Origin of the sequence: Rhodanobacter sp. B05 (assembly GCF_002001085.1) — a bacterium.
Classification (GTDB): domain Bacteria; phylum Pseudomonadota; class Gammaproteobacteria; order Xanthomonadales; family Rhodanobacteraceae; genus Rhodanobacter.
On the sequence record NZ_MUNU01000015.1, the window covers coordinates 206,088 to 222,615 of the forward strand.

Annotated in this window: 14 protein-coding genes; all 14 read left to right on the top strand. The window is 62.7% G+C overall.

What is annotated here, in order from left to right:
• The first annotated feature begins 13 nt into the window (after nucleotides 1-13).
• The 14 genes from B0E47_RS09640 (at nucleotide 14) to B0E47_RS09705 (ending at nucleotide 16,483) form a co-directional block, all read left to right on the top strand.
• On the top strand, nucleotides 14-1,381 hold the full coding sequence (locus tag B0E47_RS09640; protein WP_256363538.1) for an oligosaccharide flippase family protein: 1,368 nt from the start codon (nucleotides 14-16) through the stop codon (nucleotides 1,379-1,381).
• The gene (locus B0E47_RS09645; RefSeq protein WP_168171043.1) at nucleotides 1,378-3,729 is read left to right on the top strand and encodes a glycosyltransferase; all 2,352 of its coding nucleotides are present in this window, start codon (nucleotides 1,378-1,380) and stop codon (nucleotides 3,727-3,729) included. The genes B0E47_RS09640 and B0E47_RS09645 overlap by 4 nt, the downstream gene beginning before the upstream one ends.
• The gene (locus B0E47_RS17240) at nucleotides 3,726-4,967 is read left to right on the top strand and encodes an O-antigen ligase family protein (RefSeq protein ID WP_254422880.1); all 1,242 of its coding nucleotides are present in this window, start codon (nucleotides 3,726-3,728) and stop codon (nucleotides 4,965-4,967) included. The genes B0E47_RS09645 and B0E47_RS17240 overlap by 4 nt, the downstream gene beginning before the upstream one ends.
• A complete protein-coding gene (locus tag B0E47_RS09655; protein WP_254422897.1) occupies nucleotides 4,964-6,088 on the top strand; it encodes a glycosyltransferase in 1,125 nt (374 codons plus the stop codon). The genes B0E47_RS17240 and B0E47_RS09655 overlap by 4 nt, the downstream gene beginning before the upstream one ends.
• Nucleotides 6,089-6,090: 2 nt before the next feature.
• Nucleotides 6,091-8,130, top strand: coding sequence for an asparagine synthase (glutamine-hydrolyzing) (asnB, locus tag B0E47_RS09660; protein ID WP_077514044.1), 2,040 nt, complete (start codon nucleotides 6,091-6,093; stop codon nucleotides 8,128-8,130).
• A gap of 116 nt (nucleotides 8,131-8,246) precedes the next feature.
• Nucleotides 8,247-9,149, top strand: a complete 903-nt coding sequence (locus B0E47_RS09665) for a class I SAM-dependent methyltransferase (protein WP_168171044.1) — start codon at nucleotides 8,247-8,249, stop codon at nucleotides 9,147-9,149.
• Nucleotides 9,142-9,318 carry a hypothetical protein gene (locus B0E47_RS17025; protein WP_168171045.1) on the top strand — a complete coding sequence of 59 codons (177 nt, stop codon included), beginning with the start codon at nucleotides 9,142-9,144 and terminating at the stop codon, nucleotides 9,316-9,318. Before B0E47_RS09665 ends, B0E47_RS17025 begins: the two co-directional genes overlap by 8 nt.
• Entirely contained in the window at nucleotides 9,315-10,220 is a 906-nt protein-coding gene (locus B0E47_RS09670; RefSeq protein ID WP_077514046.1) for a hypothetical protein, read from the top strand. Before B0E47_RS17025 ends, B0E47_RS09670 begins: the two co-directional genes overlap by 4 nt.
• Entirely contained in the window at nucleotides 10,210-10,887 is a 678-nt protein-coding gene (locus B0E47_RS09675; protein WP_077514047.1) for a class I SAM-dependent methyltransferase, read from the top strand. Before B0E47_RS09670 ends, B0E47_RS09675 begins: the two co-directional genes overlap by 11 nt.
• 40 nt (nucleotides 10,888-10,927) lie before the next feature.
• Nucleotides 10,928-12,043: a hypothetical protein gene (locus B0E47_RS09680; RefSeq protein WP_139351413.1), complete on the top strand. Its 1,116-nt coding sequence runs from the start codon at nucleotides 10,928-10,930 to the stop codon at nucleotides 12,041-12,043.
• Between the two features lie 8 nt (nucleotides 12,044-12,051).
• On the top strand, nucleotides 12,052-13,194 hold the full coding sequence (locus B0E47_RS09685) for a glycosyltransferase family 4 protein (protein ID WP_254422881.1): 1,143 nt from the start codon (nucleotides 12,052-12,054) through the stop codon (nucleotides 13,192-13,194).
• Nucleotides 13,195-13,451: 257 nt separating this feature from the next.
• Nucleotides 13,452-14,609, top strand: coding sequence for an acyltransferase (locus B0E47_RS09690; RefSeq protein WP_077514049.1), 1,158 nt, complete (start codon nucleotides 13,452-13,454; stop codon nucleotides 14,607-14,609).
• A 603-nt stretch (nucleotides 14,610-15,212) separates the two neighbouring features.
• Nucleotides 15,213-15,467 (top strand): hypothetical protein, encoded by a 255-nt coding sequence (locus B0E47_RS09700; RefSeq protein WP_077514050.1) that lies wholly within the window; start codon nucleotides 15,213-15,215, stop codon nucleotides 15,465-15,467.
• A 506-nt stretch (nucleotides 15,468-15,973) separates the two neighbouring features.
• The gene (locus B0E47_RS09705) at nucleotides 15,974-16,483 is read left to right on the top strand and encodes a CinA family protein (RefSeq protein ID WP_077514051.1); all 510 of its coding nucleotides are present in this window, start codon (nucleotides 15,974-15,976) and stop codon (nucleotides 16,481-16,483) included.
• Nucleotides 16,484-16,528 lie beyond the last annotated feature (45 nt).

The following is a 16,528-nucleotide window of genomic DNA, read 5'->3' on the forward strand; positions in this document are numbered from 1 at the left end:
GGAACGCTGCATCGTGGAAGCCATAGACGCTTCACTACCACCGCGGGTACCTGCCGCACTGCCTTCCCTGCATGCGTCCAGCCTGCAGCTTCTGACGCGCGGGGCATCGGGAGCGTTCGTGGTGTCCGTTTGCGGAACGGGGCTGGGCTTTGTCGCCAACCTGGTGATGGCACGGGTCATCGGGCGGCAGGAATATGGCGTCTATGCATTGATGTTCAGCTGGATCAGCGTACTTGCCGTGGTGGCGCAGGCCGGTCAGGACATCAGCCTGATTCGCCTGTTGCCGTCCTATATCCGCGACGGCGCCTGGGGCGAGGTGCGCGGTTTGCGGCGCGGCGTGGGAGCCATGGTATTCGCCATCAGCTGCTGCATCGCCATCGCCGGCAGTGTGGTGGTGTACATGATTGGTGCGGAACACAGCGCGAGCTGGCGCAACACGTTCTACGTCGGCTTCGCGATGCTGCCGATACTGACCCAACTGCAGCAAAGTGGCGCGCTGCACAAGGCATTCAAGCGACCGGTCGTAAGCGGGCTTTACCAGACCCTGGGGCGCCCGCTGCTGCTCATCGTGTTGATGGGTGTGCTGGCATTGACGGTACGTGACGCCGACGCACCATGGGCGGCGATGGCCACGCTGGCGTCGGCGACGCTGGCGCTTGCAGGTTCGGCCTGGCACCTGGTGCACAAATGGCCCGAGCAGGGGCGGCGGATGCCGCCAAAATACGAGATTCGACGGTGGCTGACCGTCGGCTTGCAGATGTCCGTGTTGTCGATCGTCATGGTCGCCGGGGCCCGCTTTGACGTGCTCATCCTGGGCGCGCTGATGGGTACGGGCGATGTGGGGCCGTATTACGCAGCGGTGCGCATGGCGGGGTTTGCGTTGTTTGCCCAGGGGGCGGTCAATGTCGTGCTCGCGCCGATGATCGCCGATCGCTACGACGCGCATGACCTGGGCGGTCTGCAGTTGGTCGCCAAGCAAGCCGCACGTTTCGCATTTGCCGGTGCCTTCGCCGTGAGCCTGTTCTTCACGGTGACGGGCCGCTGGCTGCTGGCGCTGTTTGGCCGGGGATTCGACTCGGCCTATGCCCCATTGATGGTTCTGCTGTGGGGTTATTGCGCCACCATGGCCCTGGGTGAAGTCGGCTTCATGTTGTCCATGACCAGATACCAGAAGCTGGCCACGGTGCTGGTGCTGGTGGGCGTGGCTGCCAACGGTGTCGTGGCATGGCTGCTGGTGCCGGCGCTGGGAGCGACTGGCGCGGCCATCGGTGCGGTGGTGTCCCTGTTTGCCTGGCGCGGCCTTGCATGGTGGGTCGTCCGCTCGCGTCTCGGCATCGAGCCATCGATCTTCGGCGCGGCGAGAGGAGCAAACGCGTCGTGATCAGGCTGGCCTTGGTGATCCCGTCGCTGGGCGGAGGAGGCGCAGAGCGCGTGATGACCACCCTGGCCAACGCATGGGCTGCCGAAGGTGCCGCCGTCACGTTGATCACGCTGGCCGACCGCGGCGGCGACAAATACCTGCTGGATGCCAAGGTCGATCGAGTCGCGTTGGGCGTCGCAGCCCGGTCGCCGCATGCCTTTTCGGCGCTGCGCAACAACGCGGTGCGGCTGCGGTCGCTGCGCCGCGCGCTTCGAGCGGCAAAGCCCGATGCCGTCATCAGCTTCACCACCACGGTCAATCTGCTCGTGTTGCTCGCCGTCAGCGGATGGCGCGTGCCGGTGATCGTCTCGGAGCGGTCGTTTGTCGGCGCACATCCGCCGCGCGGAATGTGGCGGCTTGTTTACCGAATGCTTTACCGTCGCGCCGCCGCGGTCGTGGCGCAGACGCGCCGTGGCGCGGCTGATCTGGAAGCGAGGCTGGACCGCCCGATCGTGGTGATTCCAAACCCCGTCCGGGATCTGCCATCGGCGGCTGCGCCTGTTGCGCCGTGCGGTCGTGGCCAGTTGGTCCTGGCTGCCGGACGCCTGGGGGTCGAGAAGGGTTTCGACATCCTGATCGATGCATTCGCCATGATCGCCGCCGAGCATCCGGACTGGCACCTGCGCATTGCCGGCGAGGGTTCGGCGCGCGCCGCCCTGACCGAGCAAATCGCGCGCCACGGACTGGGCGGACGCGTGCAACTGGCCGGTTTCGACAACGACCTTCAGGCATCGATGCGAGAGGCGGACATCTTCGTGCTGTCCTCGCGCTACGAAGGCATGCCCAACGTGTTGCTGGAGGCCATGTCGCTGGGGCTCTGTTGCATAAGCTCGGACTGCGAGACGGGGCCACGCGAGATCATCGATTCAGGCAGCAATGGCTGGCTGGTACCGGTGGCAGACGCACCCGCACTCGCCGAGGCGCTCGAGGTGCTGATGAACGACAAGACGCTGCGCCAGCGGATTGGAGCGTGCGCCGTCGAGGTGCGGGAAACCCATTCATTGCGATCCGTCCTTGCCCGTTGGGATTCGCTTCTGGCGATCCTGCTGTCACCGACGGGGTGCGACGAGTCAGGTCGACAGGCCACGGGTGCGCCGCCGGCCGGCATGCATGCCGCCCGGCGTGCGTCGTCGCAGCCTGATGTTGCGCGCAAGCCGCGTGTGTTGTTCCTGATCCGCTCGCTGGGGCGTGGTGGTGCCGAACGGCAACTGACCGTGCTGGCGAGCGGGCTGCGCCAATCCGGCTGGGAAGTCGCAGTGGCCTGCTTCTATGCGGGAGGCGCCTTCCAGCGCGAACTCGAGCGCGGCGGCGTACCCATCATCGATTTGCACAAGCGCGGCCGGTGGGACGTCATCGGCTTCCTGTGGCGTCTGTGGCGCGCGCTCCGCCAATTCGAACCGGACATCGTTCATGGCTACCTCACCGTCGGCAATTTGCTGTCGCTGATGGGACGCGTGGCCCGTCCGGGTTCGCGCGTGGTCTGGGGCGTTCGCTCGTCCTTCATCGATCGAGAGCGCTACGACTGGATGTCACGCCTCACCTTTGCGCTGAGCTGCAGGATGGCCCGTCGCGCGGATCGGATCATCTTCAACTCACAGGCGGGTTCAAGGTTGCATGGTGCGCGTGGTTATCCCGCGGACCGGCTTGTGGTGATTGCCAACGGCATCGATGTCGAGCACTTCCGTTTCGACGAGCCTGCCCGCCAGCAGATGCGGCGCGAGTGGGGTGCATCCGATCAGGACGTGCTGGTGGGGCTGATCGGTCGGCTTGATCCGATGAAGGACCATCCCACGTTTCTGCAAGCCGCTGCGCTGCTTGTCGCCGACCATGCGCAGTGGCGTTTTGTCTGTGTTGGCGAGGGTGGCTCGGCATACGCCAGAGAGCTGACGGCGAAGGCACGCGAGCTGGGATTGGCGGACCGAATGGTGTGGGCCGGATCGTGCGAGGACATGGTTGCGGCCTACAGTGCCATGGACATCGTCGTATCCTCGTCATTCGGTGAGGGTTTCCCCAACGTCGTGGCTGAGGCGATGGCGTGTGGCCGTCCCTGCGTGGTCACGCAGGTGGGTGATTCTGCCTACCTGGTGGCCGATACCGGTATTGTCGTGCCGCCGCGTGAACCGCAAGCGCTGCGCGACGGTATCGCGCAGATGCAGCGGCGGATTGAAAGCGATTCCCGCGCGACGGCGCTTGCTGCAAGGGCGCGAGTCGTTGATCACTTCAGTACCGCGAAGCTGGTCAACAGCTCGGCCCGGGTGCTCGAGAACGTATGCCGCTGCGACTGCCCGCTGGGCGGGTTGGCGTCATGAACGCCCGATTGCTGCCGCGCTCGCCGATCGATGCCCTGCTTGCGGGGTTCGTCCTCTGGTTTGGCAGCAACGCGAGCGACTTTCTGTTTCTGGCGCGCGGGACAAAACCGCTTTATTCCTATGTTGCGGTGATCGCCTTTGCGGTCTTCTATGCCGTCGCCCAGGGCGCCTCGGGGCATTCCCTGGCCATGCTGGGGGCGCGGGGTACCCGTCGATTTGCCACCTGGCTACTGCTCTATGTCCTCTATGGCGTGCTGATTTTTCTGGAGTCGTCGCAAAGCAAGGTTGCGCTGCAGGCCTTGATTACGCTGGCCGAGATGGTGGTGCTTGGCATGGCGTTCTCGACGTTGATGGTGCACCCGCAGCGATTGCGCATGCTCGCCGCGGTATTCCTGCTGCTGGCCTTGTTCGATACGGGGATGAATGTTCTCGATTTCATCCACCCCCGCTTTTCCAAGGTGCCAGGCCGGGCCGCCGGGCTCTATATCAACCCCAACGAGGCTGGGTACGCGCTTGCACTGGTAATGCTCTGCGGCATCGACAGTGTCGCGGCGCGGCTGCGCTGGCTGTTTGTGCTGGTATGCGGCGTGGGTGTGCTGGTCACCTTCTCGCGATCGGCGTGGATCATGTGGGGGGTGACCGTGGTCTGGCTTGGCTGGCGAGGTCGCGCGCACAACGCGAAGTGGAAGCTTGCCGTGATGACGGTGTCCACCGTGGTGGGCTTCGGCCTTCTGCTGGCACTGTTCTCCGGCGAACTGGGGGCGTTGCTGGCCGGCACGCCGCTCGCTCGCTATTTCGACCCCAACACGCTGGCGCGCATGGGCGTCGGCGATTCCTCGCTGTCGGGCCACTCCGCCGCCGCCCGCACCGACCTGATCTGGTATTCGTTGCAGGAGGCTGCGCAGACTCCGCTATTCGGGCGCGGCAGCGGCTATGTCTATGAGTGGGCTCTCCCGGTTGGTCCGCATGACATGTATCTGCGCTTTCTCGTCGAAGGAGGGGTTTTCGGCCTGGCGTTCTATCTGGTGCTGATGACCCTGCTATGGCGCGCGACGTCGGGCCTGCAACGCATGCTGGTGCTGCAGATCATCATTGCGAGTTTCTTTTCGCACAACCTGCTCGAGAGTCCGGTCATCATCATCGCGGTGACGTTCATGCTTGCGCGGCAGGCACTGCAGCGGCGCGAAATCGTCGAGGTACAGGAGGCCGGCCTGGTTCAGGCCGGAGTGGCCGGATGAGGATCTGTCACGTCATTACGGGGCTGGGCTCGGGCGGAGCGGAGATTGCCTTGTGCCGATTGCTGGAGACGTTGCAGTCGCCGAATTTCGACCATGTCGTGGTGACGCTGGGAAGCCAGGGTGCACTCAGCGAACGGGTTGCCGGATCTGCCGTACTGCACCATCTGCACATTCGACCAGGCTGGGCCGGGCCTGGCGACGTGCTGCGGCTTCGGCGCCTTCTCCGGAGCGAGTCAGCCGATCTTGTACACGCATGGATGTACCACGCTCACCTGCTGACGTCTCTGGCGCTGTGGGGCCAGCACGTGCCGCATTTGTGGAGTGTGCATCACTCCCTGACCGATCTGGCCACCGACAAGCGCATGACGAGAGTTGTCATCCGACTCAATGCCATGCTTTCGGCGCAACCTCGTCGCGTGCTGTATGCCTCGCAGCTGAGCGCATCCCAGCATGAGGATTACGGTTTCTGCAGGGAGCGCACGATAGTCATCCCGAATGGCTATGACACGAATGCCCTGCGGCCGGATCCCGAGGCGCGCGCGCGCATACGGCGGGAGCTTGAAGTGACTGACGATTGCATGCTGATCGGCATGGTCGCGCGCGTGCATCCGACGAAGGATCACGGCAATTTCCTGCGCGCGGCGCGGCGGTTCCTGGACGGACATCCGCGCAGCGCATTCGTGCTGGTTGGCGATGGCGCGACCGCCGACAATCCGGAACTGGGCAGGCTGATCGATGCCATGCAACTGCAAGGTCATGTGCGCCTGCTGGGTCGGCGTACGGACATCTCCGAAATCAACGCGGCATTCGACATCGCGACGCTGGCCTCGCGCGGCGAGGCATTTCCGAATGCGATCGCCGAGGCCATGGCCTGTGGTGTCCCTTGCGTGGCCACCAATGTCGGCGACGTGCCCATCATCGTGGCCGACACAGGCGTGGTGGTGCCTCCGCGTGATCCTGTCGCACTCAGCGAGGGATGGAACGAGCTTGCCTCACTTGCCCCGCGGGACCGGCGCAATCTGGGCGCGCGCGCGCGGCATCGCATCGTCAACTACTACACCGGCAGTCTCCGGACTCGGCGTTACTCCGAACTGTATTCGTTGCTCGTGCAGGAACATTGACCATGTGCGGAATTGCCGGAATCTGGGATGTCTTCCACGCTTTGAGAGCCGAGGACGGACGCGCCGTCGTGCGCCGCATGACGGACGCGTTGAACCATCGGGGCCCGGATGACGACGGGCACTTCCAGGATGTCGCGGCCGGCGTGGTGTTGGGGCACCGCCGATTGTCCGTGCTGGATCTGTCGCCCGAAGGGCACCAGCCGATGAACTCCGCCAGCGGGCGTTACGTGATCGTGTTCAACGGCGAGGTGTACAACCATCAGAGCCTGCGGCGCGAGTTGGTTCCGCTCGGCGCGACGTTCCGCGGGCATTCGGATACGGAAGTCATGCTGGCAGCGATCGAGCATTGGGGGCTCGAACGGGCAATCAGGCGTTTCGTGGGGATGTTCGCGTTCGCCCTTTGGGATCGCCGGGAGCACTCGCTCGCGCTGGTTCGGGATCGTCTGGGTATCAAGCCCCTGTACTACGGCTGGATTGGTTCGCTGTTCGTGTTCGGTTCCGAACTGAAGGCGCTCCGGCGGTGTCCCGATTTCGCCAATCCGATCAATCGCGACGCCCTGTGCCTGTTGCTTCGTCACAATTACATTGCCGCGCCGTATGCCATTCATCAGGGCATTTGCAAGCTGCAGCCGGGCACATCTCTGACCATTACCCGAGAGATGGCGACATCTCGCGCCGACACCACGGCCCTCGCGGCCAGGGCGCTGACGTACTGGTCTGCCCGCGATGTCGCACAAGCCGGCGTGGCCGATCGCATGCGCCTCTCCGATGCCGATGCCACCGATGAGCTCGAAAAGCTCTTGCGTGATGCGGTGGCGCTGCGAATGGAAGCGGACGTGCCACTGGGAGCGTTTCTATCCGGCGGGGTGGATTCCTCGCTGGTGGTCGCGCTGATGCAGGCGCAGGCCGCGAGACCGGTCAAGACCTTCTCCATCGGTTTCCGGGAGAAAGGTTACGACGAAGCGGTCCACGCCAGTGCCGTGGCCAGGCATCTGGGCACCGAGCATCATGAGCTGTACGTGACGGCGCAGGATGCGCTGAGCGTGGTGCCGAAACTTCCGGCGATGTTCGATGAGCCGTTTTCAGATGCATCGCAGATACCGACGTTTCTGCTGTCCCGGCTTGCGCGCAGCCAGGTGACGGTGAGCCTGTCCGGCGACGGCGGCGACGAATTGTTCGGCGGCTACGAGCGCTATTTCAAGGCGCGCGACATCGAGCGCTGCCTGGCCTGGATGCCGGCGCGCATGCGACGACATGCGGCACGCTCGCTTACGCGCAGGGCCGGCTTCTACGAGTCGTTGCTGGCGGGCGTCAACCGCTGCGTGCCCGCCGGAATGAGGCTGAAACGACCCCGCTCGAAGATCGGCGTGCTCGCCAGCATGCTTGAGGCCGGGCCGCAGGAACAGCGTTACCGGCTGTTGATGTCGCACCTGCGCGACCCCGCCAGCGTGGTGCTGCATGCCAGCGAGCCCCCCACCGAGCTCAGCGATCCCGATCTGGGTCCCGAGGTGAGGGAAGTCTTCGAGCGGATGATGTACAGCGATCTGGTCACCTACCTGCCGGGCGACATTCTCACCAAGGTCGACCGGGCCAGCATGGCCGTGAGCCTGGAGGCACGCGTGCCGCTGCTGGATCACCGGGTGGTCGAATTCGCGTGGCGCGTGCCCATGCATCAGAAAGTACGGGGCAGGGAAGGCAAGTGGCTGCTGCGCCAGGTGCTTTACCGGCACGTACCGCGTCAGCTGATCGATCGCCCCAAGAAAGGTTTCGGCGTTCCGATGGGCGCGTGGCTGCGCGGACCACTGCGTGATTGGGCGGAATCGCTGCTGGATCCGCGTCGGCTGCGCGAGGAGGGCTACTTCGAACCCGAATACGTGCGCGCGATGCTGGCTGACCATCTCGCCGGACGAGTCAATGAAGGGGGGCGGCTGTGGGACGTGTTGATGTTTCAGGCGTGGCTCGAAGAAGCGGGGCGTGACAGCACACGGTCATGCGACATGGCAACGGCGGTGTGCTCCCTGGACGTTTCAGGGGGAGTCTGACTGCCGATGTCACGTCGCGCAGAAGGGCGGTGAGGAAAATAGCGGCAGGAATTCGATTCATCAAGATGATGAGGCAAAACAGGGTCTCGTGGATCAATCGAAGGAGTCAGTATTCGATGAAACAGGACAATTTGCTTGACCAGCAATCACATTTCGCCTTCGGCGAGAACTGGCTGGACTACGCCAGGAAAATCGATGAGGAAAAGATCTCCCGGGCCATGGACGACCTGCGTCGACTGAGCGGCCGGCAACGCCTCGATGGCATGAGCTTCCTGGACATCGGTTGCGGGTCTGGACTGTCCGCTCTTGCCGCCATGCGACTGGGCGCGGGTCGAGTCGCAGGCGTCGATATCGATCCCGATTCGGTGAAGGCAGCAAGAGCAGTGTTCGCCCGGTTTGCGCCCACATCGCCCGCCGATTTCCAGGTGTGCAGCGTGTTCGAAATGTCGGCGGCCACATTCGGGACGTTCGACATCGTCTATTCATGGGGTGTGCTGCACCACACGGGAGACATGGTCCGAGCCATCGAAACCGCCGCTGCTCTGGTCAGGTCGGGCGGGGAATTTTACCTTGCGCTGTACCGGAAGACACTGTTTTGCGGCATGTGGCGTTTCATCAAGCGGTGGTATTCAAAGGCCCCTCCCGCGTCCCAGCAACGGGCGAGGAGAATGTACGTCTTTCTGCGCAAGATCATCTTCAAAGTGCAGGGTCGGGATTTCGATGCGTACGTGAGGGACTACGGATGCCGTGGCATGGATTATTACAACGACGTGCATGACTGGCTTGGTGGCTACCCTTATCAATCCATCACTCCGGACGAATGTCGCGCGCTGTTGGTGCGGATGGGATTCGCGGTTGATCGCGAGTTTGTCAAGGGGAGCAGGCATCTCCTTACCGGTATCCTCGGCTCGGGCTGCGACCAGTACGCGTTTCATCGTGAATCGCGCAGCTCGCAGAGTGCGCGTGAACAAGCAACGACCTGGCACACTCACGCGTTTGCTCGAGAACACCATGATTGAGGTATCGCCTGATCGTCTGTTCGAGCATGACCAGGAGATGATGTCGGCCGGCCAGGTTGCGGGAGGAAGCGGTGAAGCCGACCGGCAGCAGGGCATCCCGCTGATTCAGGCAAGGCTGCTGCAAGCCACGTGCAGCCTGATGACTGCACGCGACGGAGTAGTGGCATGAGCGCGCTGGATTCAGCCGTGAAGCCTGCGCCGGTGACGGAGGCTGCGGGGTGGATCGATGGGCTTGCCTTCACGCCACGAAAGGAGTCCTGGGTTGCTTCATCCGCGGGCTGGTTTTACAAGATCTTCCGCCGGAGTGACGACCCGGAGCGCGACTGGTTGGACCCGGTGTGCATGGAGAAGGCCCGCCGTGAGTATGCCGACACATTGTTCCTGGGTCGTCTGAGCGGTCGAGTATGCGAGCCGGTACAACTCGACCATGCCTGTATCGTTTATCCGCAGCTGTCGGGCCCGGACATGCGTCCGATCCTGCAGCAGCAGCGTGGCGCCGCCGACACCCGGCAACGTACGAGGACTCTGCGCGAAGCCATGATGGTGCTCGCGCAGTTGCACGGTGCCCTGCATGACACGCCCGATTATCCGCTCAAGGACTATCTGCACAACGGATACCTGGTCCCCGATGCGGAGGTGGCAAAGCGCATCGGCGCGCGCGAAAGGACGCTCTTCATCGGCGGTTTCGAGGTGCGCAATTTCAGGTTTGATCGCCGCCAGAAGGGCTGGTTCTTCTTTGATCCACAACACGTGTTCCTCGGCATGCCGGAGGACGATCTGGCGCGATTCGTCATTTCCCTGTTGATGATCAACTGGGGCCAGGGCGGTTCAGTCAGGCTGTGGCGGGATTTCGAGATCGACGATTTGATCTCGAACTACGAACAGGCTTCCGGGCGTTCGCTGGACCGCATCCTGCTGAATTACTTTTTGCGCGAAACAATCGCCATGCGCAGGCATTTTGCAGAGAAGGCGTTACGCAACATGAGTGGGCCGAAACGAATCATCGGCCGGCCTTATCTGTCTGCCTATTTCATGCAACTCAACCGCTGGGCCGCCCATCATGAATTATGACTACGAGCGCAATACCCGGAAGTTCTACCAGAACGACGAAACGGCGCAGCGCTACCACGCCATGTTCATGTCGCCGAAAGGGTGGCGCAATTTTCCGTCGCGCGTGGTGGCGCGGCGGGAATGTCGGGCGATAGAGGATTTGTTGACCCGCGTGCCGCATCGAACGGCGCTGGATCTTCCTGCCGGGACGGGAAAGCTGGCCGCCATTTTTGCAGCCCTGGGGACGCGCGTGGTGGCGTCGGACATTTCCGCCAGCATGCTGAAACTGGCAGAAGCGGAATATACGCGGGCCGGTTGCGAGGGTGCCACGTTCCGGGTCGAGGATGCCACCGACCTGGCGAATTTCCACGATGACTCGTTCGATGTCGTGGTGTGCCTGCGGCTCATGCATCGTGTGCCCTCGGCGTTGCGCAAACGGATGCTTGGCGAATTCTCCCGGGTAGCTCCCTACACCATTGTCTCGTTTGGCATTGAAAACGGATTCCACAGGGCACGGCGTGGGGTCAGGGCGGCCGTGTTCGGCGGCGGCAGGGATGCGCTGTGCTTTTGCAGCGTTGCGCAGGCCTGCGCGGAACTGTCACCCGAATTCGATGTACTCAGCCGCGTCTGGATTGCCCCGGCGCTGTCGCAGGAGATGGTCTTTCTGCTGCGTTCGAAAGCCTGCTGAAGCGGCATCAAGCAGGGGCCGATCTGCGAGGTACCAAACCATGACTGCACAATGCGCATCATCGTCGCGAGGATGGAAAGGCCGGCTCGTCGCTTTCGCCCTGCTGGCCATGGCGATGATGCCAGCGGCCGCTCTGTGCCCGAAATTGCTGATGTTCGATGGAACCAATTTTCAGACCCAGACCAATGCCGAGCAAGCGAACTATTGGGGCGTTACGGTTGGTGTGCAGGGATTCTTCGTCAATCGCGTGATGCCGTCCTGGCAGGATGACGTCGGTACCGATTCCGACAGCAAACTTTGGCAGCAAGTGAGCCGGTTTCAGGCTGTTTACGCGAAGTACGGAGTCACTGACAACTTCATCAAGGTCGCGCTTTACCACCCGGTCGACTGGAACGACCCCCAGCAACGTGGAGAAATCGTCGAGCATTTTGCCCACGCTGCAGCACTTGCACGCCATGCGGGGTTCAAGGGCGTGGCGTTGGACCTGGAACCGTACAAACCGACCTGGGCTGACAGTGGTGATATGGCCAGCACGGTGCAGGCTCAGGGAGCAGCCATCGCCCGAGCGATGCTGGCCGCGTATCCAGACATGACGCTTATCGTGATCCAGGATGGTTTGCGCCAGATCCACCCACATGCACCGTTGAGCCAGGTGATCCCACAGTTGGATCAGCCACCCGCTCCAGCCAAGCACTTCTGGCATGGGGGCTATGCGCTGTCGGTGCCGTTTCTGCGCGGCCTGTTCTCGGTCAACTGGTCGCACGTGGTGATTGCGACAGAAGGGACATACGATGGATCCGATATCGCCGCGTCAGTCCGGCAGACGCAGGAAAATTACGCGTCGTTCATGGGTGCCAGTCACGATCGGCGGACCGACCTCAGCGCGTCGCCCGGACTTTGGCCGCTGGGACATTCCTATACCGACAAGTCCGCTCGTGGCAGCCCGACGGAATTTGCCCGGCAATTGCAATCCGCGTTTGGCGCCGCCACACGCTATGTCTGGATCTACGGGTACGGAAGTGCGTGGCAAACGGCAGGCGACTACGGCGCGGGCCCGGTCGCCGCCAATTTTCCGGAATATGTCGCCGCGATTCATGCGGTGCGTGCATCTTGCGTGGCGGGTAATTCCTCGCCGCGGTCCGCTGCGACTCCGTGACCTGTGCGATGCCGGCTGTGAAAGTCATCTTCTTCGCCAACTCCGACTGGTACCTCTACAATTTCCGCCGCTCACTGGCGCTCGCGGCGCAGTCGCGCGGGTACGAAATATTGTTGATCTCGCCGCCTGGCGAATACGGCGCGCGGTTGCGCAGCCTGGGCCTGGATTGGCGACCGCTCGCGCGGATGGACCGTCGCAGTCTCAACCTCGTCACCGAGTTGCAGGTCCTGTGGGGTCTGGTGGCGCTGTTCCGTCGTGAGCGACCGGCGCTGGTACATGGCTTTACCATCAAGTGCGCCGTGTACGGGTCGCTGGCGGCGCAGCTGGCGCGGGTGCCGGCGCGCGTCAACGCCGTGGCCGGACTGGGGTATGTTTTTGCCAGTAACGATCGCAAGGCGCGATGGCTGCGACCCATGGTGCGGGTGATGTTGCGCCTGGCGCTTCGCGGCAGATACACGCGACTTATCCTGCAAAATCCCGACGACCTGGAGATGTTCGAGCGATCCGGCCTGATCGGGCCCGATCGCATCGACCTGATTCCAGGGTCCGGAGTGGATTGCACGCGCTTCACGCCACGCTCGGAAGGAAGTGCGGCGCCCAGGCCTCAACCCTGTGTGCTGCTGGCTGCGCGCCTGTTGTGGGACAAGGGGGTGGCCGAGTATGTCGAAGCGTCGCGCTTGCTGCGGTCGGCAGGCAGAACCATTCGCTTTCTCCTCGCGGGCATGCCCGATTCCGGCAATCCCGCTGCGGTGCCGGAATCCACTTTGCGCCAGTGGGTGGAGGAGGGAGTGATCGAGTGGTTGGGGCACGTCGACGACACGAGCGAGCTGTTCCGGTCCGTCGACATCCTGGCGTTGCCCACTTATTACGGCGAGGGCCTGCCGAAATCGCTGATCGAGGCAGCCGCGTGTGCGTTGCCGCTCGTCACCACCGACATGCCGGGTTGTCGCGAGGTCGTGACAAACGAAGTGGATGGTCTGCTTATCCCGCCGCGCGATGCCAGCGCGCTGGCCCACGCGATTGTCCGTCTGATTGATTCGCCCGAACTGGCGGCGCGACTGGGTGCTGCTGCGCGCGCAAAGGCAGTCGCGCATTTTGACGAGCGCATTGTGATCGAGCGCACGCTGGCGGTTTATCGCAAATTACTGTGAACGTCGTGAAGGGCGGCCTGCTCGCGGAACAGTTCGTCGCACAAGGCTGACCAAGTTCGTCGAATTTCGAGTTTTATGGCTATGCCAAGAACGACTGGTGCCATGTTCGCCGACCCATGAAATCCCCCGGAACTTGACAGCCGGATTCTCGTTTCACCGACCCTCCAGAGTGAGCCGAGAATTGCCTTGATCTGTTTGCGACATGCAAGGACAGGTTCTCGTATTCATCCGTTCCCACCAGGAGTTTTCCATTCATCATGGCCCACAGCTCCAATAGAATCCCTTCGCTCGACGGCTTCCGCGCCATTTCGATCCTGCTGGTGGTTTACGGGCATCTCTGTGGCACGCACGGCTTCCCGGTCAGCATAGTGAATTACTCTCACTCGCTCGGTGACGTAGCTCACTTGGGGGTGCTGGTTTTCTTTGTAATCTCCGGATTCCTGATTACCTCGCTGCTCATGAGTGAGCGCGAGAAGACCGGCTCGATTTCGCTGAAACAGTTCTACTTCCGCCGGGTTCTGAGGATCTTTCCGGCGTTCTACGCGCTGATCCTCGTTGTTTTTCTCGCCAGCCTGCTGGGCTGGATTTCCCTGAACGGCCGTGATTTTGCGTTTGCACTGACCTATACGATCAACTACGACGCCTATCGTTCCTGGCAAGTCGGGCATTTGTGGTCCCTTTCAATCGAGGAACAGTTCTACCTGTTATGGCCGCTGGCTTTGCTTGCTCTCCGTGAGCGTCGCGCGCTGGTCGTCGCGATCGTCGCGATTTTCACGGCCCCGCTGGTGCGTGCGGGTATCTCATGGCTGGGCCGCGGACATCCGCACTCACCGCTGCACGGCATTGTCGTCTTTCCGGCGATGTGCGATTACCTGGCCACTGGATGCGCGCTTGCGCTTTTGCGGCCTTGGCTGCTTGCGCAGGGATGGTATGTGCGTCTGACGGCCAGCCCCTGGTTATTGGCGACGGTGCCTGTGATCCTGGTGATCACCCGCTTTTCCAATCATGCGCTGGTTTTGCTTTTCTGTTCGCCGCTATTGAACGTGTGCATCGCGTTGCTGATCGAATCGTCGACGCGACACGACGGGACCCTGGCCGGGCGCTTCCTGAACTGGAAGCCTGTCGCGTTCGTCGGCGTACTCAGCTATTCGCTTTATCTCTGGCAGCAGTTGTTCCTCGACCGCGACTCGAATCAATGGATAAACGCGTTTCCCCAGAATATCGTCTTCGCCGTTGTCGCGGCACTGCTTTCGTACTTTTTGATCGAGCGATCGTTTCTCGGTTTCCGGCATCGACTGGAGCGTGCCGCTCGCCTGCCCAGGCATGTCGATGGCGTCGGACCGGCCACTGACGCTCAGGAGTGGGTCGCGAAGAGGCTCGCTGACACGAAGGCGGGCAATCCACCTGTGGTTTAGGTTGCACTGCCGGCTGGCCTCAGCGACGGTCGTCTTGCCCTGAATGATGTCCAGTACCAGTGACGACTCACACCGTGCCGCTCCGCGCTTGATCTCTTCGTCCATCACGTTGCTCATCGGTGTGTCCTCGGGAAAGGTAACCCTGAGCAGGACTTCACTGGGTGATTACATCGCAGCACCGCGGGACTGCACGGCAACTGTGCGACTCCTGACCCACACCGACAACATTGGCGGCATGAGTGCTGCGGAGTTGAGTGGCGTGTCCAGTCCAGTTGGATGGCCGATTCCGCTTGCTTGACGCGGAGTGTCAGCTTTTTGACCTTGAGGGTCAGCTCCGCGGTCGAAAACACGCGGTCTGCCAATGGAATTGAGATTCGCAGTATCCTTGGCGCAGAAATCGATTTGGCTTGGCACAAGGGGGCGTGGCCGGAATGGGGATAACGGCTCCCGCGCGCTGTCGGCCATGGCTTGGAATTTGCTTGAAGACTTGACGGGTTTGCAGGTCCGGGTCAGGTCGCCTTCGTGGCGTCATGAGACGGACATGCGATCGTTTTATATCGACGCCGGGCGTCGCCGCAGATGTTGCAACCAGGAACCGTACCGATGACCGTCACCAGCCTTGGCATTCTGCTCATTGTCAATGGTGTGCTGCTGTGGGCCATCATGGCCGCGCTCCACCGTCATACAGTGGTGCTGAAGGGTTTGCAATCGCAGATGGAGGCCCTGGCGGCCAAACGCAGGCCGAACACGGTCGATGACATGGCGGCGGATGGAGACCTTCCGGCGGCCCGCCCTTGGAGTACTGAAAAGTTGTTGCCCAAGCATCGGACGGAACGCGTTGATTCGTCGACAAGGTGAACAGCCACGCGTCTACCTGAAACCCCAGGTCTGGTCGCCGTCCGACTGACTGATTTATCCGATTTGTCTGGCTCGGCCATCCACGGCTTCGTCCCGAGATCACCGTGACCAACCGGTTGCGCTGTACCAAATCCGGGCGACGTTGACCGGTTTGGCCTGCTTCGACCAACCTGCCCGCCAGACTCCATTGGCAACCCTCCGGGTCCGCACATCCCGAAGACAGGTGTGCCGTGACGACCCGGATCATGGATGGCGTACCAGGAATCGTCGTCTCGGCGACTGCCCACGCCGGGCAAAGATGTTGTCGAGCAACCGCGGCGCCTCGCGTGAATCCGCGTGGAAATTGTCCGTGCGAAATAACAGCGACGCGCGAGGTACTGGCGCATGAACTGGGCGTGCCTGGCGAGGTCGTCCTGGCTCATGCGGGTCTTGGCGTGGCCGCGCGGAACGGGTAGAACGGTGCCTCTGCGTGTGGCGCAAAGCGCATTCAAGCCCGGGAGTCTCGCATGGAGTTGTCGTCTGTTCCCACCGATGCCGAGTTGCTGGCGCTGGCCGGCGAGGTAGCCGGCGAGGTTCAGCGCTGCCGGTTGATGCTGGTGACGGCCGAATCCTGCAGCGGCGGCTGGATCGCCAAGACGCTGACCGACCTGCCGGGCAGTTCGGCCTGGTTCGACGCGGGCGTGGTGACCTACAGCTACGAGGCGAAGGAAGCCCTGCTGGGCGTCAACCCGCGCACGTTGGAACACACCGGCGCGGTCAGCGAGGAAACCGTGCTGGAGATGGTATCCGGTGCGCTGGCGCGCTTCGGTGCCGGCGTGGCGGTGGCGGTCACGGGGATCGCCGGGCCCACCGGTGGTACGCCGGACAAACCGGTCGGCACGGTGTGGGTCGGCTGGAAGCGCCGTGGTGGTTATGCGCACGCCCGGATGTTCCATTTTCCGGGGGATCGCGAGGCAGTGCGCCGGCAAACCGTGGCCGCCGCGCTCGAAGGTTTGCGGAAAACCCTGACGGAATGATGCGCTGCGGACCGCCAGACCGGCTTGACGGGTGTGGGATACTGC